The organism is Pandoraea sputorum (assembly GCF_000814845.2).
In the GTDB taxonomy this organism is placed as follows: domain Bacteria; phylum Pseudomonadota; class Gammaproteobacteria; order Burkholderiales; family Burkholderiaceae; genus Pandoraea; species Pandoraea sputorum.
On record NZ_CP010431.2, the window covers coordinates 5,519,804 to 5,544,254 of the forward strand.

24 protein-coding genes are annotated in these 24,451 nt (G+C 63.4%); 9 read left to right on the top strand and 15 right to left on the bottom strand.

What is annotated here, in order from left to right:
* Nucleotides 1-29: 29 nt before the first annotated feature.
* From NA29_RS24490 to NA29_RS24530, 9 genes are all read right to left on the bottom strand, one after another.
* Nucleotides 30-1,277 carry a c-type cytochrome gene (locus tag NA29_RS24490; protein ID WP_224786920.1) on the bottom strand — a complete coding sequence of 416 codons (1,248 nt, stop codon included), beginning with the start codon at nt 1,275-1,277 and terminating at the stop codon, nt 30-32.
* Nucleotides 1,261-2,637 carry a sulfite dehydrogenase gene (gene soxC / locus NA29_RS24495; protein ID WP_039393902.1) on the bottom strand — a complete coding sequence of 459 codons (1,377 nt, stop codon included), beginning with the start codon at nt 2,635-2,637 and terminating at the stop codon, nt 1,261-1,263. The genes NA29_RS24490 and soxC overlap by 17 nt, the downstream gene beginning before the upstream one ends.
* A gap of 68 nt (nt 2,638-2,705) precedes the next feature.
* Complete coding sequence (locus NA29_RS24500) at nt 2,706-3,053, bottom strand: ArsR/SmtB family transcription factor (RefSeq protein ID WP_046290130.1); 348 nt, start codon at nt 3,051-3,053, stop codon at nt 2,706-2,708.
* A gap of 402 nt (nt 3,054-3,455) precedes the next feature.
* Nucleotides 3,456-5,045 (bottom strand): ShlB/FhaC/HecB family hemolysin secretion/activation protein, encoded by a 1,590-nt coding sequence (locus NA29_RS24505; RefSeq protein WP_224786919.1) that lies wholly within the window; start codon nt 5,043-5,045, stop codon nt 3,456-3,458.
* Nucleotides 5,046-5,482: 437 nt separating this feature from the next.
* On the bottom strand, nt 5,483-6,796 hold the full coding sequence (locus NA29_RS24510; protein ID WP_039393906.1) for an NAD(P)/FAD-dependent oxidoreductase: 1,314 nt from the start codon (nt 6,794-6,796) through the stop codon (nt 5,483-5,485).
* 11 nt (nt 6,797-6,807) lie between these two features.
* Nucleotides 6,808-7,293: a c-type cytochrome gene (locus NA29_RS24515; RefSeq protein WP_052252367.1), complete on the bottom strand. Its 486-nt coding sequence runs from the start codon at nt 7,291-7,293 to the stop codon at nt 6,808-6,810.
* Between the two features lie 26 nt (nt 7,294-7,319).
* Nucleotides 7,320-8,117 carry a BON domain-containing protein gene (locus NA29_RS24520; RefSeq protein ID WP_039393909.1) on the bottom strand — a complete coding sequence of 266 codons (798 nt, stop codon included), beginning with the start codon at nt 8,115-8,117 and terminating at the stop codon, nt 7,320-7,322.
* Between the two features lie 120 nt (nt 8,118-8,237).
* Nucleotides 8,238-8,825, bottom strand: a complete 588-nt coding sequence (locus NA29_RS24525; RefSeq protein ID WP_039393910.1) for a phosphoheptose isomerase — start codon at nt 8,823-8,825, stop codon at nt 8,238-8,240.
* A 131-nt stretch (nt 8,826-8,956) separates the two neighbouring features.
* Nucleotides 8,957-9,382, bottom strand: coding sequence for a YraN family protein (locus NA29_RS24530; RefSeq protein ID WP_257125713.1), 426 nt, complete (start codon nt 9,380-9,382; stop codon nt 8,957-8,959).
* 50 nt (nt 9,383-9,432) lie between these two features.
* Here NA29_RS24530 and rsmI point away from each other — a divergent pair, with 50 nt between their 5' ends.
* Nucleotides 9,433-10,317: a 16S rRNA (cytidine(1402)-2'-O)-methyltransferase gene (gene rsmI / locus NA29_RS24535; protein WP_039393911.1), complete on the top strand. Its 885-nt coding sequence runs from the start codon at nt 9,433-9,435 to the stop codon at nt 10,315-10,317.
* 231 nt (nt 10,318-10,548) lie between these two features.
* On the opposite strand, the gene NA29_RS24540 is transcribed toward rsmI, so the two are convergent.
* The 4 genes from NA29_RS24540 to NA29_RS24555 form a co-directional block, all read right to left on the bottom strand.
* Complete coding sequence (locus NA29_RS24540; protein ID WP_039393912.1) at nt 10,549-11,343, bottom strand: ABC transporter ATP-binding protein; 795 nt, start codon at nt 11,341-11,343, stop codon at nt 10,549-10,551.
* 2 nt (nt 11,344-11,345) lie between these two features.
* A complete protein-coding gene (locus tag NA29_RS24545; protein ID WP_039393913.1) occupies nt 11,346-12,254 on the bottom strand; it encodes an ABC transporter permease in 909 nt (302 codons plus the stop codon).
* A gap of 282 nt (nt 12,255-12,536) precedes the next feature.
* Nucleotides 12,537-13,523, bottom strand: coding sequence for an ABC transporter substrate-binding protein (locus NA29_RS24550; RefSeq protein ID WP_039393914.1), 987 nt, complete (start codon nt 13,521-13,523; stop codon nt 12,537-12,539).
* 461 nt (nt 13,524-13,984) lie between these two features.
* Nucleotides 13,985-14,611 (bottom strand): septal ring lytic transglycosylase RlpA family protein, encoded by a 627-nt coding sequence (locus NA29_RS24555; RefSeq protein WP_095178582.1) that lies wholly within the window; start codon nt 14,609-14,611, stop codon nt 13,985-13,987.
* A gap of 307 nt (nt 14,612-14,918) precedes the next feature.
* Between NA29_RS24555 and NA29_RS24560 the strand changes: the two genes are divergently transcribed.
* Together NA29_RS24560 and NA29_RS24565 are read left to right on the top strand one after the other, a co-directional pair.
* Complete coding sequence (locus tag NA29_RS24560) at nt 14,919-15,575, top strand: MBL fold metallo-hydrolase (RefSeq protein WP_039393915.1); 657 nt, start codon at nt 14,919-14,921, stop codon at nt 15,573-15,575.
* An 8-nt stretch (nt 15,576-15,583) separates the two neighbouring features.
* Nucleotides 15,584-16,360, top strand: coding sequence for a 3'-5' exonuclease family protein (locus NA29_RS24565; RefSeq protein WP_084104327.1), 777 nt, complete (start codon nt 15,584-15,586; stop codon nt 16,358-16,360).
* A gap of 61 nt (nt 16,361-16,421) precedes the next feature.
* Here NA29_RS24565 and arsC read toward each other — a convergent pair whose 3' ends face one another.
* Nucleotides 16,422-16,772, bottom strand: a complete 351-nt coding sequence (gene arsC, locus NA29_RS24570) for an arsenate reductase (glutaredoxin) (protein ID WP_039393916.1) — start codon at nt 16,770-16,772, stop codon at nt 16,422-16,424.
* Between the two features lie 215 nt (nt 16,773-16,987).
* Between arsC and NA29_RS24575 the strand changes: the two genes are divergently transcribed.
* The 5 genes from NA29_RS24575 to NA29_RS24595 all read left to right on the top strand — a co-directional run bounded on the left by NA29_RS24575 (nt 16,988) and on the right by NA29_RS24595 (nt 21,897).
* Entirely contained in the window at nt 16,988-18,235 is a 1,248-nt protein-coding gene (locus NA29_RS24575) for a dienelactone hydrolase family protein (RefSeq protein WP_039393922.1), read from the top strand.
* A 116-nt stretch (nt 18,236-18,351) separates the two neighbouring features.
* Complete coding sequence (locus NA29_RS24580) at nt 18,352-18,900, top strand: energy transducer TonB family protein (protein ID WP_052252370.1); 549 nt, start codon at nt 18,352-18,354, stop codon at nt 18,898-18,900.
* Nucleotides 18,901-18,957: 57 nt separating this feature from the next.
* Nucleotides 18,958-19,752, top strand: a complete 795-nt coding sequence (gene otnI, locus NA29_RS24585; protein ID WP_039393923.1) for a 2-oxo-tetronate isomerase — start codon at nt 18,958-18,960, stop codon at nt 19,750-19,752.
* Between the two features lie 644 nt (nt 19,753-20,396).
* Entirely contained in the window at nt 20,397-20,846 is a 450-nt protein-coding gene (locus tag NA29_RS24590; RefSeq protein ID WP_039393924.1) for a CoA-binding protein, read from the top strand.
* 112 nt (nt 20,847-20,958) lie between these two features.
* A complete protein-coding gene (locus NA29_RS24595; RefSeq protein WP_039393927.1) occupies nt 20,959-21,897 on the top strand; it encodes an alpha/beta hydrolase in 939 nt (312 codons plus the stop codon).
* Between the two features lie 183 nt (nt 21,898-22,080).
* On the opposite strand, the gene NA29_RS24600 is transcribed toward NA29_RS24595, so the two are convergent.
* The gene (locus tag NA29_RS24600; RefSeq protein WP_039401692.1) at nt 22,081-22,908 is read right to left on the bottom strand and encodes a transporter substrate-binding domain-containing protein; all 828 of its coding nucleotides are present in this window, start codon (nt 22,906-22,908) and stop codon (nt 22,081-22,083) included.
* Nucleotides 22,909-23,163: 255 nt separating this feature from the next.
* Here NA29_RS24600 and hemE point away from each other — a divergent pair, with 255 nt between their 5' ends.
* Nucleotides 23,164-24,234, top strand: a complete 1,071-nt coding sequence (gene hemE / locus NA29_RS24605; RefSeq protein WP_039393931.1) for a uroporphyrinogen decarboxylase — start codon at nt 23,164-23,166, stop codon at nt 24,232-24,234.
* Nucleotides 24,235-24,451 lie beyond the last annotated feature (217 nt).

The window sequence follows — 24,451 nt, forward strand, 5'->3', positions numbered from 1 at the left end:
TCGGCGCATCCGTCGGACACCCTGCCCGCTCAATGTGCACCACGAAGAATCCAGTCGACCATCGTACGGATATCGGCTTCTGCAACCTGTGATTGCGGCGGCATAGGCATGCTGCCCCAATTACCGGCACCTCCGGCACGTATCTTCGCCACCAGTACTTCAGTCGTATTCGACTGCCCATGGTACTTGGCGGCGACCTCCGAGAAGGCGGGCCCGATCTTCTTGTCGGTAACGCCGTGACAGGCCAGACAACCGTTCTTATCCGCAAGCGTTGCTGCCGGTGACGTCGCAGCGGCGGTTTGGGCCGGCGCGTCCGGACTCGCCATACCGAGCGTGGCGAGAGCCGCAGTCCTGCGCACCGACGCATTTTGCGCGGCGGTACCCGACAGCGGCGGCAGCTTCGTATCGACACCACGCACCGGGCCGATGACCCGGTTTTGCGCGGCCAGATCTCCATGTGCGTCGCGGGCGTACGCAGGGAGTGCGGACGTCACGATACCAGCCTCAGGGCAATCCTGCATACACGCCTTGTTATGGGTATCCGGTTTGTCGCCCACGCGCCACATGCCGTGCGCGCGCGTCATGCCGTTGCGATTGGGCATCAGTTTCTGCACGTCGCCGATGTTCTTGTCCGACAGTACGAAGTCCGCCGGCACGATCTCGCCGAGGTTCAGGATGTAGGCCGTCACCGCATACACCTCGTCGGGCGTGAGCGAGCGCGGCGCGTTCCACGGCATGGCGCGACGGATGTAGTCCCACATCGTGGAGACCGTGTCGACCTTCATGAGCGTAGTGCGTACCGGCTGATTGTTCGCGCGCAGCGAGGCGACATGGCCCGTCTTGATGTCGTCAGCCGTCGTGCCGCCCACCAGTGGATTGAAGACCTCGTTGCTCTCGCCGAACGTGCCGTGACACGACGCGCAGCGCGCGTCGAACAACTTCTGCCCGTCGGCCACCGATCCTTGCCCCTTGGGTAGACCCTTGAAATCGGGACGCACGTCGATGTCCCACGCGCCGAGTTCGGCGGGTGTGGCGTCACGGCCGATACCGCCCGGGGCTTTAGTGGGGGATGCAGGCGTAGCAGACGATACGGATCCAGCCTGCGACGCCTGCGTTGCCTTCGCTGCGTGTGCAGGCGTTGCAAACCACGTCACGACGGTCAATCCCGCGACGGCCAGCGCACCGGCCCAGAGCGCGGCAATCGCAGTGGATTGCGCGCGACGGCGCAGCGTTCTCATGGATACGCGCGTGGGCATACGCTCAGTCGACGTGAACATTGGTCACCTCCCCGTTCGCTGCCACTTGCCACGTCTGGATCGCGTTGTTGTGATAGATCGACTTCGTGCCGCGCACTTCGCGCAGTTGTCGGTAGCGCGGCTGCACAAAGCCGGTCTCGTCGACGGCACGGCTTTGCAGCAAAGCGGGCGAGCCGTCCCACTGCCAGTCGAAGTTAAAACGTGTGAGGCATTTCGGGAGCACAGGCGATTCGAGCCGCGCGGCGCGCCACGACTTGCCGCCGTCAGTGGAGACGTCCACGCGTTTGATTCGCCCTCTGCCCGACCAGGCAAGGCCCGTCACGTTGAAGTAGCCCCGGTCGAGCAGGGCCTGTCCGCCCGAGGGCGAAGTGATGACGGATTTGCACTCCTGAATCGACGTGTACTGACGGTGCTGGCCGTCCGGCATCAGATCGACGTAGTGACTCGTTTCATCCTTGGTATTCCACGGCGCATCGCCGACTTTGATGCGACGCAGCCATTTCACCCACGACACGCCCTGCACGCCTGGCACCACCAGACGCAGCGGATAGCCGTTCTCCGGACGCAGCATTTCACCGTTCATGCCCCAGGCGACGAGCACGTCCGAGAGCGCCGCCTCCATGGAGATGGTGCGCGTCATGCCGGAGCCGTCGCCCCCTTCTGCGAGCACGAACTGGCCCTTCTTCGTGTCTGCGCCCACGTCGTCGAGCAACACGGACAGCGGCACACCGGTGAACTCGCAGCACGACAGCATGCCGTGCGTGTACTGAACGGTCGGCACGGCGGCGTTGCCCCACTCCATGCCGGTGTTCGCACCGCATTCAATGAAGTGCATGCGCGAGACGGACGGCAGACGCATGATGTCGTCCATCGTGTACACCTTCGCCTCACGCACGAGGCCGTGCACCATCAGCCGGTGCTGCGTAGGATCGATCTCCTGCCAGCCCTGATGATGACGCTCGAAGTGCAGGCCACTGGGCGTGATGATGCCGAACAGGCCCTGAAGCGGCGTGAAGGCGACAGAGGCCTGTGCCGTCTGCGTAAGCCCCGGCGACTGACGCCGTTGCAGGTTCGCCTCGAACTTCGACGGCATGCCATAGGGACGTGCCGCGACCGCCTGGCCGAGTGTCGTGGCCCACGGGCGTGGTTCGAGAATCATCGGGTCACCGGCACCCGGCACGCCTTTGGGCGCGTCGGCGGCAAACGCCGCACCGCCCGCGAGTGCCGCGCCTGCGGCGAGGAAACTGCGTTGCAAAAAGCCACGTCGCGAGGGATTCAACCCGTCGCGCGTGACGTCGGCAGCGAACGTGCCGTCGATGAAATTCTCCGGAGCCCGGCGCAAACGGCCGGCTCGCGATGCACCATCGCTTGTCTTGCTCACCCCTGTCTCCTCGCGTTTTGTGGCGTCCGCCAGCGTCGCGAGGACAGTGGCGGATTACGGCTTATGTATTAGTTTGCGCGTGGCATGAAGCCATCGACGGCACGCTCTGGCAGCGCTTCCTCCTCGATTCGGCCAGCCACCTGCACGCACACGGCGCGACAGATCTCGACCACCCCGGTATCCGCAATCGTGTAGTACACCTGGTTCCCGTCGCGACGCCGCGAGAGCACCCCCGCCTGATACATTGCGCCGAGATGCCGGGACACGTTGGTCTGCGACGAACCCACTTCCGTCACCACCTCGTTCACCGAGCGCTCGCCCCCGCACAGCGCGTGCAGGATCTTCAGCCGCGTCGGCTCCGACAACAGGCTGAAGTAGTGCGACACCTTTTCGAATACGCGATCGAGTTCTTCCATGACGGTCAGTCTTCAAGTTCGTGCGAAGGCACACAGAATTTCGTATATGCCTACATACGCATATACGGATAATCAAAATAACGGGCGAAGGAAGCAAGCTGCACTGCAACATATCGGACACCGATCTATCGACTGCGCGATGATCGAGCGCCCCCGAAAATACGAAGTTTCCGTGTATACCACTGGATATAGCGCGCGACGCTGCAATCGACTGCGAGACGCACGTCGCCAGCGGCGTCGGGAGACGCGTCGGAACACACGAAGACAGAGAGAGCGTCGACATCAGGGAAAAACCTGATAAGAAAATGGATGAGGGACGACACAAACCACCGGGGCGACGCTCATGCAGCTATTGCACGAGCGTCGCCCCGCAGCATGCTACCGGACCTGACGGTCCACCGCTTATTCGAACTGATACGACCAGTTCGCGTTGAAGCGCAGCGGACGGTTCGGCGAGTTGGTCGGCGCGTCCGCCATCGGCTTGGCGACCGACAGGTCGAGCGTGTAGTACTTGCTGTCGGAGATGCGCACACCGAGGCCCACGGACGCCAGTTGGTTGTGGAACAGCTGACCGGCGTTCAGATAGACGCGGGCGGTGTCGAGCAGCAGATACGGCTGAATTGTCTTCAGATATCTGAAATCGGTGCGGAACATGCGGTTCAGCTCGATGGACGCCCCCCAGCCCTTGTCGGCCGCAATTTCACCCGCCGGATAGCCCAGACCGTAACGCTGTCCGCCGAACGTGGCCTGCTCGGACGTCGGCAGCGTGTTGCTGCTGTACTGCGCGCCCGCCGAGACGACCACGCCGAAGTCCCACGGCAACACCACCCCTTGCTTGGCGTCGAGGTTGAAGCGCCAGAAGGCGAGATCGTACGGCCCGAGAATCTGCTGGATGCCGGCGGGCTGCGTCGTGTACGACTGGCTCGCCCCCATCCCGTTAAAGCCCTTGAACACGCCCAGCGTGGCGCTGCGCGTTTGCTTCTCGGTCACCTCGTTGTACGCCAGTTGCACTTGCCCGGCGCGGACGTTCGTCTGTGAGTTGATGTTGTTCGGCGAGTTCGGCACTTCGTAGCGGTCGCGTGAGTTCACACCATACATGCCGCCGCTGACCGTCAGGCTGCGCTGGTTGTTGAGCAGGATCGGGTACGACAGACTCACCGCGACGCGCTTGGTGTCGAGATGACGCGTAAGGCCCGCGAGCGCCTGATCGTCCGGCTGGCCGCGATAGTGCGATGCGTCGACCCGCGCCTGAAGCCCGTTCGAGCCCAGCGGTTGCACGTACGATGCCGCGTAGAACTCTTCGTCGTTGTGTCCCTTCGGGGCGATGGCCGTCAACTGGATCTGTTCGCCCAGCGGCGTGAGCGCGTTGCTGGTGACGGTGAAAACACCGCGAATGCCCGGGTTGTTGTACGAGAGCGATGTGCCCAGCGCGACGGGCTGACGCTGAACGTCCAGCGACAGTTCGGTCGCGCCATCGGTCTGCGTGGGCGGCTGCACGTCGGCCTTGATCTTCATGCCGGGCACGAGCGTGAGCAGATTCAGATAGCGCTCGAACGTTGCGCGCTTGAGCGGGCGCTCCGCCTCGATGTGCGCTGCAATGTCGCGCAGCCGCTGCTCCGACGGCCCGGGCTTGCCGCTGATCTTCGTGCTGGAGATATACCCTTCGACGATGGTCACGCGCACGAAGCCATCGTTGAAATCCTGCGCAGGGACGAAGGCGAACGACAGCAGGTAGCCGGCGTCCTGATACATCTTCGTGACCTGATTGGCCTTCTCGACCAGATCGCCGATGGTGACTTCCCTGCCAGCCATCGGCGAGAACAGCGCCGCGATCTGTTCGAACGGCAGCGACTTCACGCCTTCGATACCGAAACGCTGCGGGGTGATCTTGCGCGCGAGCAACGACTTGAGCGCGTCTTCCTGCGTCGGCGGCTGAATGTGGATGGTGGCAGGTGCGGCCTTGGGCGCTTCGATCTTCGGCAGACTCTGCATCGGATCGCCGCGCACCGGACTGGCGTCGGCCCAGGCATATTGGGTGCCGAGCAGACTCAGGGAGCAAAGCGATATGGCGACGATCTCGGCAATGCGTACGGTACTTCGGCGTACGGAATGGCGATGTACAGAATAGAGATGTACGACATGACGATTGCTAACAGACTTGACCGAGTCCCCACGCGCGACGCGTGACGCAAGACGGGACTCTCCCTGGCGATACGCCATCCCAATGCCCCCCAATGCTTATTTTTTCGTGGAGCCAGTGTAACCGCGAGGGGTGAGGCCCCGTCAACGGGGGAAACCGGGGGATTGCAGCGCGCCGACAACACGTGCGTCGGGCGCGTCGCAAGGACGTAGGTTGCGCCGCTTAGAGACTATCCTCCAAACGCGATTCGACGGCGTCGAACGTCACCGAAATCCGCCCGAACACCGCATCAGGCCAGCATGTCGGCCCAGATACCCTGCGCCCATGCGAGTCCCAGCGCGAATTCTTCTCGCGTGGCCCGTGGCGACGCGCCGCCCGTGCCTTGCACCGGCATCATGGTGTGCTGCGCTGCGTCATAGCGATGCACGCTCGCGACGTGCATCGCTTCGGTGGACGAAACGAACGTATAGCAAGTGTTGCTGTAAAGCGGCTCGGGATTGACCGGACGGCCGGACAGCGTCGCGACGATGGCGGCCGCGCAGACCTTGCCGTGCTGATTGGCCATGTGACCCGATTTGGGCATCTGGGGCGCGATCTGGATAGCGTCGCCGAGGATATGGATGTCGGGCTGCGCAGCGGAGGCAAAGGTCAGGAAGTCGACGTCGCACCAGCGGCCGTTGGCCGTCGCCAGTCCGCTTTGCACGGCGATGTCGCCCGCGCGCATCGGCGGAATGACGTTCAGCACGTCGGCGCGGACTTCCTCGCCCAGTTCGAAGCGGGCCAGCGGCGTCGCGCCGTCGGCCACGACCTCTGTGCAGTTGAACTGCGGGTGGTACTCGAGCATGCCTGCGAATTGCGTTCGCCAGACGTCGTGGAACTGCTCCGCTTCGGCCAGCACCTCGTCATTGGCGTCGAAGATCAGCACTTTGGCGCGCGGATTGTGTTGTCGCAGCCATGCCGCCGCCTGACACGCGCGTTCGTAGGGCGCAGGCGGGCAGCGGAACGGCGCTTCGGGAATCGTGATCGCGAACACACCACCGTCGGGCATCGCCTTGAGCCGCGCGTGCAGCGTGGCGCTCTCGCGCGCGTCCGTCCAGCCGACGGGCAGCGCCTCGCGCATTGCGGCATCGTTCAGACCAGCGATGGCGTCGCGACGAAGCGAGACGCCGGGCGCGACGATCAGTTTGTCGTAGGCGAGGCTTGCGCCGTCTGCCAGCCTGACCTGCTTGCGTGCCGCGTCGATAGCCGTGGCACGTGTGCGTCTCCAGGCCACGCCATGCTGCGACACGAGCCGGTCGTACGACACCGTAAGGTCGCTCACGCGCAGGTTGCCGCCGACGACGAGATTCGATAACGGAGACGAAACGAAGGCGGGATTCGGTTCCACGAGCGTGACGTCGATCGTGTTGCCAGAGAGCACGCGCAGCGCCTTGGCCGCAGTCGCCCCGCCGAACCCGCCGCCGACGACAACCACGCGGGCACGGCCTTTGACAGGCGTCGGCCAGAGTGGCGCGGCGAGTGCGGCGCGAGGGCTGGACATGCCGACCGTTCCGGCGAGCACGGCCGTCGAACTCAGGCCGAGAAGGAATTGGCGGCGGTGCATGCGCGGGCGGCCTATCGGGACGAAGCAGAGGGTTTGGGCTGCGCGGCGAAGTACGCGGCGATGCGCTGCAATTCGTCCTCGCGATAGCCCTTGAGCAGTTGCGGCATCAGTGTCGCGGGACGCTTTGCGTCACGCATGGATCGGAGAGCGTCCATCAGCGCTGCCGCCGGACGTCCGTCCAGCACGGACAGCGTCGCCTTTCCCGCACTGACCGGGGCCGACGCGTTGTGGCAACTCATACAAGCCATCGCCCAATCGCGCGCCTGCCAGTCCGGTTCGGTGCGCGAAGACGGCGGCGCAGAAGGCGCGAGGTACGCCGATGACGCCGCGTGTACGCCCGAAGCGGGCGACACCTCGGAAGCCGAAGCCACATCCGTTACGGCAAACCCAAGGCTCGCCGTCAAAACGAACGCCGCCGCCATCGTCTGGCTCGCCTTGCGGCGAAAGGGACGATGACGGCGGCGTGTGTCCGGGTAATTCCCGGTGAGCATGCGCAAGGAGAAGCTCCGCAGCGCTGCGTCGATCAGTTGCCGGTCTTGTTCGACGGCCCCGGCTTAACCGGTCCTTCGCTGATCGGCGCGGGCGACGAGAGCGGCTTGGACGTCACCGTGTCGTTGCCGATCGGCGTAGTCGTGACCGTCGCCGCATTAGGGTCCTCCTGCACCGGCGCCGGGTTCTTCTCGGCCTCGGTCGACAGGCGCTGCGCTTCTTCCGGCTTCACGTATTCATACAGCTTGACGACCTTCTGCACGCCGTCGATGCGGCTCGCCACGTTCGCGCCGATGGTGCCTTCTTCCTGCGACACCAGACCCATCAGATAGACGTCGCCACGCTCCGTCACGACCTTGAAGACGTTGGCCGAGATTTCCTTCGTGTTGATCAGGTTGGCCTTGACCTTGCTGGTGATCCACGCGTCGTTCGAGCGCGAACCGAACGAACTCTTCGGACCGATGGCCAGTTCGTCGACGATGCCGCGCACGTTGCTGATCTGCTTGACGATGTTCACGGCGGCTTGCTTGGTCGCGTCGTTCGGCACTTCGCCGGTGAGCAACACGCGACGGTTGAAAACGGTCACGTTCACATGCACGGCGTCGTCGGTCAGCGTATTGGCGATGTTGGCCTCGGCCTTGACCTGAATCTCACGGTCTTCCGTCTGGGCGCCGACCGAGCGACGGTCGGTAGCAACGAGTGCGCCTGTCGCGGCGCCGCCGAGGATGATGGGGGCACAACCGGCGAGGGTTGCGGTGATCAGGGCTGCCGCGATCAGCGGCTTGATCAGACTTTGCACACGTTGAACGCTTTGGACGCGTCGGAAACTCATCGGGCTTTCTCCTTCCAGGATGTTTGGACGGGACGGCCCCCGCCGCGCCCGGTCGGCACCGCTCGCCCCCGCGACCCGGTGCCCGTCACATGATCTTGACGCCTTAAGATGACAATAGGTTCACTCGTCGCCAAGCAGCATCGAGTCGATCAGGTCGCACAGGCAGTGAATCGTGAGCAAGTGCACTTCCTGAATACGGGCCGTGCGCTGGGCCGGCACGCAGATGTGCACGTCCAGTTCGCCCAGCACGTCGTTGGTCTTGCCGCCCCCCTTGCCCGTGAGTGCGATCACGTGCATGCCGCGCTCGTGCGCTGCCTCGATCGCCTTGAGCACGTTGCCGGAGTTGCCCGACGTGGTGATGGCCAGCAGCACGTCGCCTTCCTGGCCGAGCGCGCGCACCTGCTTGGAGAAGATGACGTCGAAGTTGTAGTCGTTGCCGACGGCCGTCAGGATCGACGAGTCCGTGGTCAGGGCGATGGCCGGCAGTTCGGGGCGTTCGCGCTCGAAGCGGCCGACGAGTTCGGCGGCGAAGTGCTGGCAGTCGGCGGCCGAGCCACCGTTACCGCATGCGAGAATCTTGTTGCCGTTGGCGAGGGCCTCGACCATGACGTCCGCAGCGGCGGCGATATGGTGAGCGAGTTCGTCGCGCGCGGCCAGCTTGGTCTCGACGCTATCCGTGAAGTGTTGCTGAATTCGTTCGATCGACATGGTCGTTTGCCAGGGTGTCGCAAAAGCTGCCAGCCTTGCGTGGGCTGGCGTTCAGATGCCGCCAGTGTTGAAAAGCGGCAATTTCGCAAGTGTAACAGGGCCAGCGGGCAAGGGGCCGGGCACGGCTTCGCTCAGAGATCGTCAGTCCGAAAGGCGTCAGGCAGCCAGTGCACCACGGGCGGACGCCCGTCGAACGTCACCACATCGAAGCGGCATCGCGCGGCCGGACGCCGCAGCAAGTAGTGCCGGGCGGCCAGTGTGAGGCGTCGCCGTTTCGCGAGCGTAATGCTTTGCGCCGCGTCCCCGAAGTCGCTGCGCGCGCGGGCGCGCACCTCGATGAATACCAGCACGCCGGTTTGATCCCGCATAATGAGGTCGATTTCGCCGCCCCGGCACTGATAATTGCGGGCGACGAGCCGCCAGCCGCGCCGCTCCAATAGCGCCTGCGCGCGCCCCTCGAACGAAACTCCTAGCTGATTCGACATGGTTGTTCCGATGTTTTCCGTGACCGGCAAAGCCGGCACTGTCCGAATTCCGATGCACGTCATGCCCCACATGCCGGTGCCCGCACGTATGGGACGTATGGGGCATATGGGAGACCGATGCAATGGATGAGCGTCTGATGTCGCTGGCCGAGGGTCAGCACTACCCCGCAGGCACCCTGTATGTGGTGGCCACCCCGTTGGGCAACACTGCCGACATCACCGTGCGGGCCCTGCACATCCTTGGGATGGTCGACGCCATCGCCTGTGAAGATACGCGCAACAGCGCGTTGTTGTTGCAGCGTTACGGCATCGATAAGCCGCTGATTGCGGCCCATCAGCACAACGAAAACGAAGCCGCGACGCGACTCGTAGAGCGCCTGCGCGGCGGCGAGCGCATCGCCTACATTTCGGACGCTGGCACGCCGGGCATCTCGGACCCGGGGGCCCGACTGGTCGATGCGGTGCGTGCAGCAGGCCTCGGCGTGGTGCCGGTACCAGGCGCGAGCGCGGTGATCACGTTGCTGTCGGCGGCGGGCGCGTGGGTGGAGACGTTCACGTTCGTGGGCTTCCTGCCGTCGAAGTCACAGCAACGCGCTCAGGCGATTGCGGGCCTCTGCGGGTCGACGGCCGCGCAGGTGTTTTACGAAGCTCCACACCGGATCGTGGAGACGGTGGCGGCACTGGCCGAGGGGCTGGGCGGCGAACGCCGTCTGCTGATCGGACGCGAGTTGACCAAGCGCTTCGAAGACATTCACGAGTGCGCGTTGCGCGATGGCGTCGCGTGGCTGAAGGCGGACCCGAACCGTCAGCGCGGCGAATTCGTGCTGGCGGTCTCGGGTGCAGCAGCCAGCGAGAGCGACGATGGCGTGGATGCCGAGGCGCAGCGCGTCCTCGCATTGCTGGTCGCAGAGCTACCGACGAAGAGTGCCGCCAAGCTCGCAGCCGCCATTACGGGAGCACCGAAGAACGCGCTGTACGAGCGGGCGCTAGCGCTGAAAAACGGCTGATCGCGCGACGTTCAGCCACCGCATTCAAGCGCGAAAAAAATCGGATATTTCTGGTGGGATTCTCGGCCATCCCCCAAAAGCCCGACGTCGGCAAACGACCTGTGATCGGCTCGTTCCCCGGCGCTCGGCCAATGCACGCAAGCGGGTTGCGTCACCTCCCCGAGGCCTGAATTGCGTAGACGAAAAAAACCCCCGGCTCGACCGGGGGTTTTCTCTCGTCTCAGACGCCGCTCAACTCAGCAGCAGCGCATCGTCGTCGAGTTGTTCGCCGCGCGTGCGCTCGAACATCTGGAGCAGATCCGGCACGTCCAATCCCTTGCGTTCTTCGCCCGAGACATCGAGAACGACCTTGCCCTGATGCAGCATCACGGTCCGCTCGCCGTAGTCGAGGGCCTGACGCATGCTGTGCGTGACCATCATCGCCGTAAGCTTGCTCTCCTGCACGATGCGCGCCGTCAGTTCCAGCACGAACGCCGCCGTCTTCGGATCGAGTGCGGCCGTGTGCTCGTCGAGCAGCAGAATGCGCGACGGTTGCAACGACGCCATCAACAGACTCACCGCCTGACGCTGACCACCCGAGAGCAGCCCGATTCGGTCGGACAAGCGATTCTCCAGCCCGAGGTTCAGCAGGCTGAGCTTTTCGCGGAAGCGCTCGCGCAGATCCTTGTTCAGAGCGATACGAAAGCCGCGACGCTCGCCGCGCTTCACCGCCAGCGCCATGTTTTCCTCGATGGTCAACGCTTCGCACGTGCCCGCCATAGGATCCTGGAACACACGCGCCACCTGATTCGCGCGCTGATACGCCGTCTTCTTCGTGACGTCGCCGCCATCGATGGAAATCGTGCCCGAATCCACCGACAGGTCACCGCTGATCGCGTTCAGGAAAGTCGACTTGCCTGCACCGTTCGAGCCGATCACGGTGACGAACTGGCCCGTCGGAATATCGAGCGACATGCCGCGCAGTGCGCGATTTTCGATGGGCGTACCCGGGTTGAAAGTGATCTTGAGGTCTTTTGCGCTCAGCATGATCAGGCACCTCCGTTCTTGCGCGGGAACAGCTTGCGACGCGTCGCAGGCAGCACGAGTGCCACCGCCACGAGCAAGGCCGTCACCAGGTTGAGGTCCTGCGCCTTCAGACCGATGAAATCGCTATTCAGGGCCAGAGCGATGAAGAAGCGGTACAGCACGGCCCCGACGACCACAGCCAGCGTGGTGAGGATGAGGCGTCGTGCCGGCAGAATCGTCTCGCCGATGATCACGGCCGCCAGGCCGATCACGATGGTACCGATCCCCATCGAGATGTCAGCGCCGCCCTGCGACTGCGCGAACAACGCGCCCGCGAGTGCCACGAGAGAGTTCGACAGCGCCATGCCCGCCAGAATCTCGCGCCCGGTGTTCACACCCTGCGCACGCGCCATGCGCGGGTTCGCGCCGGTCGAACGCATCGCGAGACCTTGCTGCGACGAGAAGAAGTAATCCAGACCGAGCTTCACCACGGCCACGACCACCAGCAGCAGCAGCGGACGCAGCACATAGTCCGGCAGCCAGTCGGGGGCGTTCTCCGGCAGCAGCATCGTGAACACCGTCGGCGACGTGATCAGCGGCACGTTCGGCGCACCCATTACACGCAGGTTGACCGAGTACAGCGCGATCATCATCAGAATACTGGCGAGCAGATCCATGATTTTCAGGCGCACGTTCAGCCAGCCGGTGATGAAGCCCGCCACAGCGCCGGCCACCATGGCGACGAGCGTTGCGACAAACGGATTGGCCCCGCCCGCGATCAGAATGGCCGCCGTTGCGCCGCCAAGCGCAAAGCTACCGTCTACGGTCAGGTCGGGGAAATTGAGGATGCGGAAGGAGATCAGCACCCCGAGCGCCACGAGGCTGAAGATCAGACCGATCTCCAGAGCGCCCATCATCGAGAAAAAGGACATGTTCGTAATTCCACTGCGCAAGACGGCCCATGCCGGGTCTCGGCATCGGCGCCCGCACGGCCGAGTCGGCCAGTTCAGGTCATAGCCGGTCGTTGTGCGACCGCGTTTCGGGGGGAGCCATCTCGCCCGTTCGATAGGAAAAGAGCGGCGGGGACAGATCGTGTCCGGACGCCGCCCTGTCGCTCGCCGATGCTACGGGCGTCAGCCCGCAGCACCGGTGTCACGCATACACCACCACAGCGGGATAACCGTCGCGGTGCGCGTGAGTCGCGGGTGAGTCGCTTACTGCTTGATGACCGTCTTGGCTTCCTTCACCAGATCGTCCGACAGCTTCACGCCTTGCTTCTCGGCGGCCGCCGTGTTGACGAACAGTTCCAGATTCGAGCTGGTCTGCGAGGCAATCGCGCCCGGCTTTTCGCCCTTCAGGATACGGCCCACGACCTTGCCCGTCTGACGGCCGAGGTCATAGTAGTTGATGCCCAGTGCCGCAATGGCGCCACGCTTCACGCTGTCCGTGTCCGAAGCCACCAGCGGGATCTTGCGGTCGTTGGCCACCTTCACCAGCGACTCGTATGCCGACACGACGTTGTTATCCGTGTTGGTGTAGATCACGTCGACCTTGCCGACCAGGCTGTTCGCGGCCGAGCTGATGTCCACGGTACGCGGGGCAGCCGCTTCGACCAGCGTCAAGCCGGCAGCCGGCAGCAGCTTCTTCAGCTCGTTGACGACCACGACCGAGTTGGCTTCGCCCGGGTTGTACACCATGCCGACCTTCTTCGCGTTCGGCACGACACGCTTGATCAGCGCGACCTGCTTGTCCAGCGGCAACTTGTCCGACACGCCGGTCACGTTGGTGCCCGAAGCATCCCAGCTCTTGACCAGCTGTGCGGCGACCGGATCGGTCACGCCCGAGTAGACGAGCGGCACCGACTTGGTGGCAGCGGCCACGGCCTGAGCCGTCGGCGTTGCAATGCCGATGATCGCATCCGGCTTGTCGCCCACGAACTTGCGGGCGATCTGTGCTGCCGTACCCGTGTTGCCTTGTGCGCTCTGGTATTCCCACTTGAGGTTCTTGCCAACCTCGTAACCTTCGGCCTTGAGTTCGTCGCGCGCGCCATCACGGATGGCGTCGAGTGCCGGGTGTTCCACGATCGCCACGACGGCCACCGACTTCGTCTCCGCCGCGAATGCCGCGCCGGTCGTCCCCAACAACGTTGCGGCCACCGCGCACAGCACGGTGCGCTTGGCGTATTTGCCCATCGTCGACATCAAAACTCCTCCAGGAATGCTTCTTGATAGGTGCGCCGTGCCCGGGTCTCGGCGGGCCTCTTTCGGATGCACACAAAGCGTGCACCTGCGCGTGGGGCACAGTCTACCCACATCCCCGGCAGCGAACAACGGTTGCCAACGCAACTTCCCGGGACGCCCGTGGAACATCGGATTGCGCCCAAACACTGGCATTTTTATGCGGCAATCGGAAAAAAATTAGCCGATTCGGTCGTGCACAATTCGATGCGCGCACGTTCGTGCGAGGCGTTCAGCCAATGGGATGCAATGAAAATAGAAAGAATGCGGCGCATTTCACCCGCAATGTGCGTCGTTCGCACAACAAACGCCGGGCAGACGTCCCGCTTTTTAAGACACATCCGAAGGGAATTCGGAATGACGTTCGGGATTGGTGACGATGGAGACGATGCGCATGCTGCCGATCGATGTGTCGGCCAAAGGAATTACTGCGTGTTGCTCGGGGTGTTGTTCTGCGCGCTGCTGGCGTCGTCGAGGCCGAGTGCGGCGACTTCGCTGCGCGAGAGGCGGCGAATTTCGACCTTGGCGTGTCCCGCGCGAATGAAGTCGAGTTGGTTCGCCGCGCCGAATGACAGATCGATGATGCGATTGCGGGTGTACGGCCCCCGGTCGTTGATCTTCACGACCACCGTCTTGTTATTGGCGATGTTGCGCACCAGCGCGAAGCTGCCCAGCGGCAATGTCGGATGCGCGGCGGTCGGTTCGTTCATGTCGAACGCTTCGCCGGTTGCGGTGCGGCGGCCGTGAAACTTCTTGCCGTACCACGATGCCATGCCCGTCTGGAAAAAGGTGCCTGCGTCGGCACGCAGACGCGCTTCGCCATCACGCTCGGGGGCATCGGGATCGCCGGGGTTGAGACCCTCGTTGCGATACGACCGGCCCGGCCATTGCAAATCGAAACTGGACCCGACGGGTGCATTGGCTTCGCGCGCACGGGCGCGCGCGCCTGTCGCCGAAGTGGCGGCAGCCGTCTGGCTGGGGGGTTCGAGCGGCGTTGTGCAGGCTGTCAACGTCAGGGCGAGGGCGCAGCAGACCGCGAACCGTGTGAGCATGTCGCGTGTTCGCATAGCCCGCAAGTCTAACACGTCACATAATTCAACCTAACAGCGAGCGTTCACTTACGCGTTGAGACTTGTTTACAAAGCGTTACCTCGAATTGGGCGTTCACGTCCGATGCGCCTATTCCGAAGCCTTTCCAGCAAGACGCTGCGGCCCCGCGCACCGGCCCGTCACGCGTATTGCGTGACGTACAGAGCGACATATGGCGCAGCTCACGGGACAGCGCTGCGGGCGACGGCACGCGTGGCCGAATACAATAGACAAAAATTGCGTCCCCCGAATTGCGTCCCCGATAACCCAATGAACGTCACCCTGATACCCGTCACGCCCTTCCAGCAAAACTGCACCCTGCTCGTCTGCGACGCCACGAAGCGCGCTGCCGTGGTCGATCCCGGCGGCGACATCGACCGGATCGTGGGTGAGATCGAACGTCAGGGTGTGACGCTCGAAAAGATTTTCCTGACGCACGGCCATCTCGATCACTGTGGTGGCACCGGCGCACTGGCTGCCAAATACAACGTGCCCATCGAAGGTCCGCATCCGGACGACGCCTTCTGGATCGACCAGCTTGAGGCGCAAAGCGCGCGTTTCGGTTTTCCGGAGCCGGAGCCGTTCACGCCCGATCGCTGGCTGGGCGACGGCGACACCGTCACGTTCGGTGAGGTCACGCTCGACGTTTTCCATTGCCCGGGCCACACGCCGGGTCACGTGGTTTTCTTCTCGAAGGACGAACGGCTGGCCAGCGTGGGCGACGTGCTGTTTGCCGGGTCCATCGGGCGCACCGACTTTCCGCGCGGCAACCACGCCGACCTGATCGCGTCGATTCGCGACAAGCTCTGGCCGCTGGGCGACGACGTCACGTTCATTCCGGGTCATGGGCCGGTGTCGACGTTCGGTCAGGAGCGTCAGACGAACCCATATGTCGCGGATGCCGTGCTCGCCCGGAGCGCTTCATGAGCGAGGCGATGTCCCGTACCCCATCGCGCATCATTCCTGTGGACGAGGAGATTTTCGTCAGTACCGACGTCGAGGCCGATGGCCCGATCCCGGGTCCGCATTCGATGCTCAGCTTTGCGTCGGCTGCGTACACGGCCGATAAGGAACTGATCGGCACGTTCAGCGCCAACCTGGAATGTCTGCCCGACGCCAACGGGCACCCGCTCACGATGAAGTGGTGGAAGACCGAGCCGGAAGCGTGGGCGGCCTGTCGCGTGGATCCGGAAGACCCGGCCAAGGCGCTCAAGGCGTACGTGAAGTGGGTGGAGAAGTTGCCCGGCAAGCCGGTATTCGTGGCCTATCCTGCGGGCTTCGATTTCACGTTCATGTTCTGGTACATGATGCGATTCGTCGGCCGTTGCCCGTTCTCGTGGTCGGCGCTGGATATCAAGACGCTCGCATTTGCGATGACGGGCATGCCGTACCGCAAGTGCATCAAGCCGCGTCTGCCGCAGGTCTGGCTCGACCCGCTGCCGCACACGCACGTGGCGCTGGACGACGCGCTGGAGCAAGGCGCGCTCTTCTGCAACATGCTCGCGGAGTTGCGCGAACAGCAAAAGACGCTCGCGGAGTTACCCGGCTGGCGTGGCGCGGGCCTGACGGCCAATGCCGATGCACCGGTGTTCGGTTCGGCCGCGGCGAAAGCGGCGGCGCAAGCCGAAGGCGCCGAGTCAGCGGAATCCGCCGCGGACGACGCCGAATCCCCGGCCACCGGCCCCGGCAAGGACAGCACGGCGCATCGCTAATCCCACGCGCAGGGCGGGCATCAAGTCCCTGCCCTACCGCCCCTGCCGTTCCTCCACTCGTTTACAGCACGCGGCTGACCAGCTCCGGCGGCCGTGCGATCACCGCCTTGTTGCCGTTCACGACGATGGGGCGCTGCAACAGCTTCGGATGCTTAGCCACCGCAGCCAGCAGTGCGTCGTCGCTCAGCGCCGTATCGGCGAGTCCCAGCTCCGCGAATTCCGTCTCGTTGCTGCGAATCATCTCGCGCACGGGCACGCCCAGCAATTGATGCAGACGCTTGAGATCGGCAAGCGTCGGCGGCGTCTTCAGATACTCGACGATTTGCAGGTCGTGGCCCGCCGGGGAGCCTTCAACGAGAGCCAGCGCTTCGCGCGACTTCGAGCAGCGCGGGTTGTGGTAGACGGTAATCATGGTCACTCCAATGCGTTCGAAAAGCGTCCGGCACGACGCTGCAACGGGCAGTAAACCGCAGCAGGTCACGCCTGGAACGTGCGCTCCGAGTATGCATGGTATCGTCGGAAGCCGCTACTCACGGACACCTGAGCGCGCAGCGCCGGTCCCGAAGCTAGCCCGATTTCATTGCCTGACTCCCCACAGCATTCCCATGACTTACAGGAGAAGACGACATGGCAGGACGTTTCATCAGCATCAAGTCACGCGACGGCAAGACCTTTCAGGCCTATCTGGCAACGCCCGACAACAAGGGGGCTAGCGCAGGCAAAGGTCCAGGACTGGTGTTGTGTCAGGAAATCTTCGGGGTGAACGCCTACATCCGCGAACTCGCCGATCGTTACGCCGAAGAGGGTTATGTCGTGCTGGCCCCCGATCTGTTCTGGCGCATCGAGCCGGGCATCGAGCTTGGGTATTCGTCCAGTGACTGGCAGCGCGCGTTCGCGTTGTTCCAGAGCTTCGACGTCGATCTCGGGATGGAGGACGTGGGTGCCACCGTCGACACGCTGCGGGCACTGCCCGAATGCGTCGGCGGCGTGGGCGTGGTCGGGTACTGTCTGGGGGGCAAGCTCGCCGCACTGTCCGTGACGCGAACGAGTGCGGATGTCGCGGTCGGGTACTACGGCGTGGGGCTGGAGCAGCATGTCGAAGAGCTCGCGGGCGAGCATCCGCCCCTCGTATTGCACATCGCCGAACTCGACAAATACGCGCCCGCAGAAGTGCGCGACGCGCTGACCGAACGTCTCGGCAAGCATCCCAACGTCACCCTTTACAGCTATCCGGACGCCGATCACGCGTTCGCGCGTCCCGGCGACCACTTCAACCGTCCGGCCACGCAACTTGCGCACCAACGCACCATCGCCGCGATCCGCAACGTCGTTGGACCGCACTTCGACTTCGCGGCGCTCTGGGAAACGCATTGCGCGTATGAGTTCGCCATTCGCGAGATCGACCCGCTCATGAAGACGATGGTGGCGGAGCCTTACGTCAATCACATTCCGACGATGACCGGCGGCGTGGGTCACCAGCAACTGGCGCACTTCTACCGGAATCACTTCGTCAACAGCAATCCGCCAGATACCAGATTGATTCCGATCTCACGGACCATCGGCGCGACGCAACTGGTCGACGAACTGCTGTTTTGCTTCACGCATACGACGCCGGTTGACTGGATGCTGCCGGGGGTCGAGCCGACGGGACGCCGTGTCGAGATTCCGTTGGTCGCCATAGTGAGATTCCGGGGCGACAAACTGGAGCACGAACACATATATTGGGATCAGGCGAGCGTGCTGGTGCAGATCGGTCTGCTCGACCCGAAGGGGTTGCCCGTCGCGGGCGTGGAGACTGCACGCAAATTGCAGGACGAGAATCTGGCGTCCAACGCCCTGATGCCGAACTGGTCGTTCGGCACACGCGCCGGGTAAGCTCGGTAATTCTGGACGGTGTCTCGCCCGCGCCATGCGCCGGGCGCAGATACCGTTCGTGCAACACCGGTAGCCAAAACAAGAAATAGTGTCGCGATCGTTGCGGGAGACAAGTCATGAATACGCAACTTTCCCGGTGCGGGCATTTGCCGCGTACCGCTTGCATTACTCGCATCGCTCGCATCCCTTGCACCGCCGTTCTCGTCGGGTCCGTCGCCGTTGCCTGCACGCTTCTGGTGACCGGCTGCGCCAATCCGGACTTCGAGCCCAAGAAGCCGCTCATCCTGAACTTTCCGACGGGTCAGGCCCCGCTCACGGGTCTCGATCAATACAAGATCGCCGCGGCCCGACGCATCGCCGAAGTCAACGCGCGCGAAATCACGCCCGGCAACCCACAGCCGATGTTGCGCTCCGTGGTGTCACTCGAATATTGGGTGGATCGCAATGGCAACGTGACCGGCGTGGCGCTCTATCGCAGCAACGACGATCACGAGGCCGAGCGCATCGCCATCGCGAGCCTGCGACGAGCGAGTCCGCTCCCGGCACCGAGCCGGGCGCTGGTCGACAGCAGTGGACGTGTCCGTGCTGTCGAGACGTGGCTGTTCAATAACGACGGACGGTTCCAGTTGCGCAGCGTGGCAGCGCCCCAGATCGACGGGCAGTGATATCGTGAGGGGCATCCGCCCACCTTGCCCCGCCCGTAGTCGGCGACGGAGACTGCCATGCCGCGATTTGCTGCGAACCTCACCCTGCTCTATCAGGAAGTGCCGTTTCTCGACCGTTTTCGCGAAGCGGCGAGCGATGGCTTCCGGGGCGTCGAATTTCTGTTTCCGTACGAGCATCCGGCGCAGGAAATCCGGAACCGTCTGAACGACACCGACCTTACGCAGGTGTTGTTCAATGCACCGGCGGGCGACTGGGCCAGTGGTGAGCGCGGCCTCGCTGCGCTGCCCGGACGCGAGGCGCAGTTTCGCGACGGCATCGAACTCGCCCTCGACTATGCCGACGCCCTCGGCTGCCGTCAGTTGCACGTCATGGCAGGCTGCCCCGATGCCACCGAGTCACCCGAGCGTTGCCGGGCCACGTTTGTCGAGAACCTCGCGTATGCGACGGGGCAGGCGGCGGCGCACGGCGTTACTGTCATGATTGAACCGATCAATCCGCGCGACTTTCCGCGCTATTTCCTGACGCGTCAGGATCAGGCGCATGCCATCCGCTCGGAAGTCGGCGCTGGCAATCTCAAAGTCCAGTTCGACGCTTACCACTGTCAGATCGTCGAAGGCGATCTGGCGATGAAGCTGCGTCAGTACATCGGCCACATCGGGCATGTGCAGGTCGCCGGGGTGCCTGCACGGCACGAACCCGACACAGGCGAAGTGAACTACCCGTTCCTGTTCCGGTTGCTGGACGAGTTGGGATATGCGGGATGGGTGGGGTGCGAGTACCGTCCGCAGGGCGAGACCCGTGCAGGACTGGGCTGGCTCAAGCCATGGCTCAGAGCGACGGCGTCGCGCTGATGCGACTACGCGACGACGTTTTACGCAGGCGTGAATCGATTTCCGAAAAATAAATCGGACGTCGAAACAATCGTCGGGGGAACGTCTGGAAACGTCGGAGAAAGTCTTAGGAAAGATGTAGGACGAAGCAGGCAAAAAAAATGGCGGGACACACGGGCCCGCCAAAACCACACGCTACGGGGTTAGCGCGAGGAGACCAGATTCGGAGCACTGCATCGAACCACTTGCAATTCGCGCCGGGGGACGCCTCTTGCCGATACAGTCGCGCTGCTGTGTTACCGGGGGATAAGCACTTCAGCGTTGAGATGCATTGTGGTGGAAAGGTTTGGCCGGAGGGGTAACAAAGTGTTTCAGGTTGTAACACCTTGAGCGTTCCATCGTCGCAACGGCACGCCTGAGAGCCTTGTCCAACAAGGACTTCGGAAGAGACACAAACTACCCATATTTGTTGGTCATCCTAAATAACTCACCGGATAAAGCATCTCGTCGTCACCTTGTCGACATCTCGGAATTCATCTGCGGTCAAGCCCGACAACCATCCGCTATTCCCCTGCCCGGGCTTACCTCCGTGAGGTTTCGCGACTTGCACGTCGTCGGTTGCAATGTGCTACTTTCGGTCTTTGTGCGTGGCAACAAATTGACCAATGGAAACCATTGAACGACTGGGGCAGATTCTGGCGCGGGATCGGGTGATCGCTGTCGTGGGATTGTCGCCGCGGCCGGACCGGCCGAGTTTCACCACATCGCGCTATATGCAGCAGCACGGCTACCGGATCGTGCCGGTCAATCCGCAGGCGGCGGATTCGGGCGAAACGATACTGGGCGAAACCGTTTACGCGAGCTTGAGCGAGGCCGCGGACGCCTTGCGGGCCGAAGGTGTGCGCATCCAGATGGTCGACTGTTTTCGACGCAGTGCGGACATTCCGCCCATCGCGCAGGAAGCCGTGGACATCGGCGCGACAAGTCTGTGGATGCAGTTGGGCATCGAGAACGACGAAGCCGCTGCTGTAGCGCTGGCGGCGGGTCTGGATGTCGTGATGGACCGCTGCGTGAAGATCGAACATCAACGTTGGCTGATGCAGGGCGGTGGTTAGCCGAGTCAGCCAAAGCAGGTCGGTGACCGACAAACCGTCGCATCGCCACGTCCCGAAAAACAAGAAATTCCGACGTCTTTCGCTCCACCTAAAACGCCAACCTTTTGCTGCCATGACCATCGATGCCGATTTGCTCGCGTACTACGACCTGATGGCGCGTAAGTACCCCACCCCTGAAAACGCGCCCGCACCGACGCCGCAGGAAGTCCGGGCCAAATTCGCGACCGTCGCGGTCGAGGCCTTGCGTCCGTTACCGGCGGGTTTGCGCAGCGAGACGTTCGACATTCCTTTGCCGGGCCGTAACCTGCGGGCGCGCCTGTATCGCCCCGTGGGTCGCAGCGTCCCGCTGGTCGTGTACTTCCATGGGGGTGGCTGGGTGGTCGGCGACGTCGACACGCATGGCACCGTGGCGGCCCTGCTCGCACAGGATGCGGACGTGGCGGTCTTGAGCGTCGACTACCGTCTGGCGCCGGAGCACCCGTTCCCGACGCCGGTTGACGATGCGCGGGAAGCGCTTGCCTGGGCGGCGGAGCAGCGCGCGCGGCTGGGCGTGAGTCTTGACCGTCTGGCGGTCGCAGGCGACAGTGCGGGCGGTCATCTGGCGGCGCAGGCGGCGGCGTGGTTCAACGACAAGCATCCTGGAATGGTGGGTGCTCAGTTGCTCATTTACCCGGTGGTGCAGTATCGGTTCGACACGCCGAGTTATGAGCGCCTGGCGGACGGAGTGGGATTAACGCGTGACGAGATGCGTTGGTACTGGAAGGAATTTCTGGGTGACGTAGAACCGGCGCAGGACGATGTCCGGGTGAATTTGATGGCGCAAGCGCCGCGTCATCCGTTGCCGAACAGTTTGGTGATTGCGGCGGAGTATGACCCGTTGCATGACGAGGCGGTGGAATATGCGCAGTTCGTCGCACGGACGGGCGCAAGGGCGGAGATCATCGAAGCGGCGGGCCTCACACACAGTTTTGCGAGATTGCAGCCGTTTGTACCGCAGGCGAGGATGGTGATGCACGACGCGGCCCAGCGCCTGAGAGAGTGGTTGGGATAAAGGAAAAAAGAAAAAAGAGCGACAGGCCCAGAAGACCGAGGGGGTTTCTGGCCCTGGGCAAGGCAGGCCGAAGCAAGGGGGGCGCTCACCGCAGTGACTTAAAGGTAGTGGAACGGAGGTGAGCGCCCCCCTTGCTTCGGTGTCGCTGTGATGTGGGGAGGGAGAGGCGTTGGCCTTACCGACTCACTTCAGCCATTTATCGACAACAGCCTGATACTCACCGGTTTTCTGAGCGAGGTTGAGCCACTGATCGACGTAGTGTTTAAAGACGTCATCGCCACGCGGCAGCAGGTAGGCTTTCTCGCCAAACTGAAGCGGCTTATCGGGATTGACAGGGCACAGAGCGGGATTGAGCTTGTGCTGGAGCAGCGTCTCGGAGGAGTCCGTGACCATGACATCGGCTTTCCCGTCGGCGATCTGTTGGAAGATCGTGACGTTATCCGGGTAGATGGTGAGGGTGGCGTTGGGGAGGTACTGACGAGCGAAGCGTTCGTTGGTGCCGCCGGGGTTGGCGATGGCCCGCGTGCTGGGTTTATTCAGATCGGCGAGCGTCTGGTACTTCGCCACGTCGGCACAGCGAACGATGGGTGATTTCCCGTCGATCATGACCACCTTGCTGTAATAGGCGCGTGCGGCGCGGTCGAGCGTCACCGAAATCCCGCCGACGGCGATATCGCACTTTCCGGCGGTGAAATCGTCCATCAGCGCCTTCCAGGTCGTGGGAACGATCACCGGCTTCACGCCGAGCGACTTCGCCAGCGAGGCGACCAGATCCACGTCGATGCCTTCGAACTGACCGTCCGGACGGCGAAACGAATAGGGCTTGTAGTCGCCCGTCGCGCACGCACGCAGGGTGCCCGACTTCACGATGTCGTCGAGCCGGGAGTGGACGGCGGAAGGCTGGAGTGTTGCGGACTGTGCCTGAGCGAGGGTGGCTGTCGTGATACCGGCGGCGAGAGTGACGGCGAGCGCCGTCCCCGCCATGAAGGCCGCGCGGGCGGCCGTCTTCATGACTGTCATGCTTGTCTCCGTATTGTTTTACTGGCGTTGTGACGCACAAGTTTCCCGCGCCGTCTGCGGCGGCGCGTGGGCCTCCCATACTACGGGTTCGGGCGCGACGCCGCCAACCCGCGCAAAAAAATCGACGCCAGAGCGCACGTCACTCCCAGGCGCTTATCTGCGGCATAACAGCCCGGCCCGCGACCAGCCCCCGGATACCCGAGTAAAATGGCCGCTTGCCCAAAACCAACCGACCCTCCCTGCGACGTGTCCCAAGCTCTGCAAAACGATACTTTCCTGCGCGCCCTGCTGCGCCAGCCGACCGAGTACACGCCGATCTGGCTGATGCGTCAGGCGGGCCGGTACCTGCCCGAATACAACGCGACCCGCGCCAAGGCCGGCAGCTTCCTGGCGCTAGCCAAGAACCCTGCTTACGCCACCGAAGTCACGCTTCAGCCGCTTGAGCGATTCCCGCTCGATGCTGCGATCCTGTTCTCGGACATTCTCACGATCCCCGACGCCATGGGCCTCGGCCTGTCGTTCGAAGCGGGCGAAGGCCCGCGCTTCGCGCATCCGCTGCGCACCGAAGACGACGTGCGCCGCCTTCAGGCCCCGGATCTGGACAGTCTGCGCTACGTGTTCGACGCGGTCAGCGAAATCCGCCGCGCGCTGAACGGCCGCGTGCCGCTCATCGGCTTCTCGGGCAGCCCGTGGACCCTCGCGTGCTACATGGTCGAAGGGCAAGGCTCCGCTGACTTCCGCACCGTCAAGACGATGATGTACGAGCGTCCCGATCTGATGACGCACATCCTCGAGACCAACGCACGCGCCGTCGCCGCCTACCTCAACGCCCAGATCGAAGCGGGCGCGCAAGCCATCATGGTGTTCGACACCTGGGGCGGCGCACTGGCCGACGGCCTGTATCAACGCTTCTCGCTCGCCTATATGAAGAAGGCGCTCGAAGGCGTGCACCGCGAATGGAACGGCGCGCGCATTCCGCACATCGTCTTCACCAAGGGCGGTGGTCAGTGGCTCGAAGCCATCGCCGACACCGGCCCGGATGCCATCGGTCTGGACTGGACCGTCGATCTGGCGGCGGCCCGTCGTCGCGTGGGCGAGCGTTGTGCACTGCAAGGCAATTTCGACCCCACCGCCCTGTTTGCCGCACCCGACGCCATCCGCACCGAGGTGCGCCGACTGCTCGACGCGTACGGCAATGCGCCAGGCCATGTCTTCAACCTCGGACACGGCATCTCGCAATTCACCAACCCCGAGCACGTGGCAGCGCTCGTGGACGAGGTACACAGCTATAGCCGAAAGGTGCGTCAGACCGCGTGATCAAAAATCCGCGCAAGCGAGGACGCGGGTTCGCGGGGTATTTCGCCCTGCAAACCCAACCGCCGTTTCAAGTGGGGAATGTCAAGGGATAAGCAGTCGAAGAACCCCTCCAATTTGCGGAGTTGTCCCGAAGACTTATGCACAAATTCTCGCTGCGCCGCGGCAAGTGAGAGACCTCGACAAGGCACCGTCGACGCCGTTCATAAGCTATTGATCA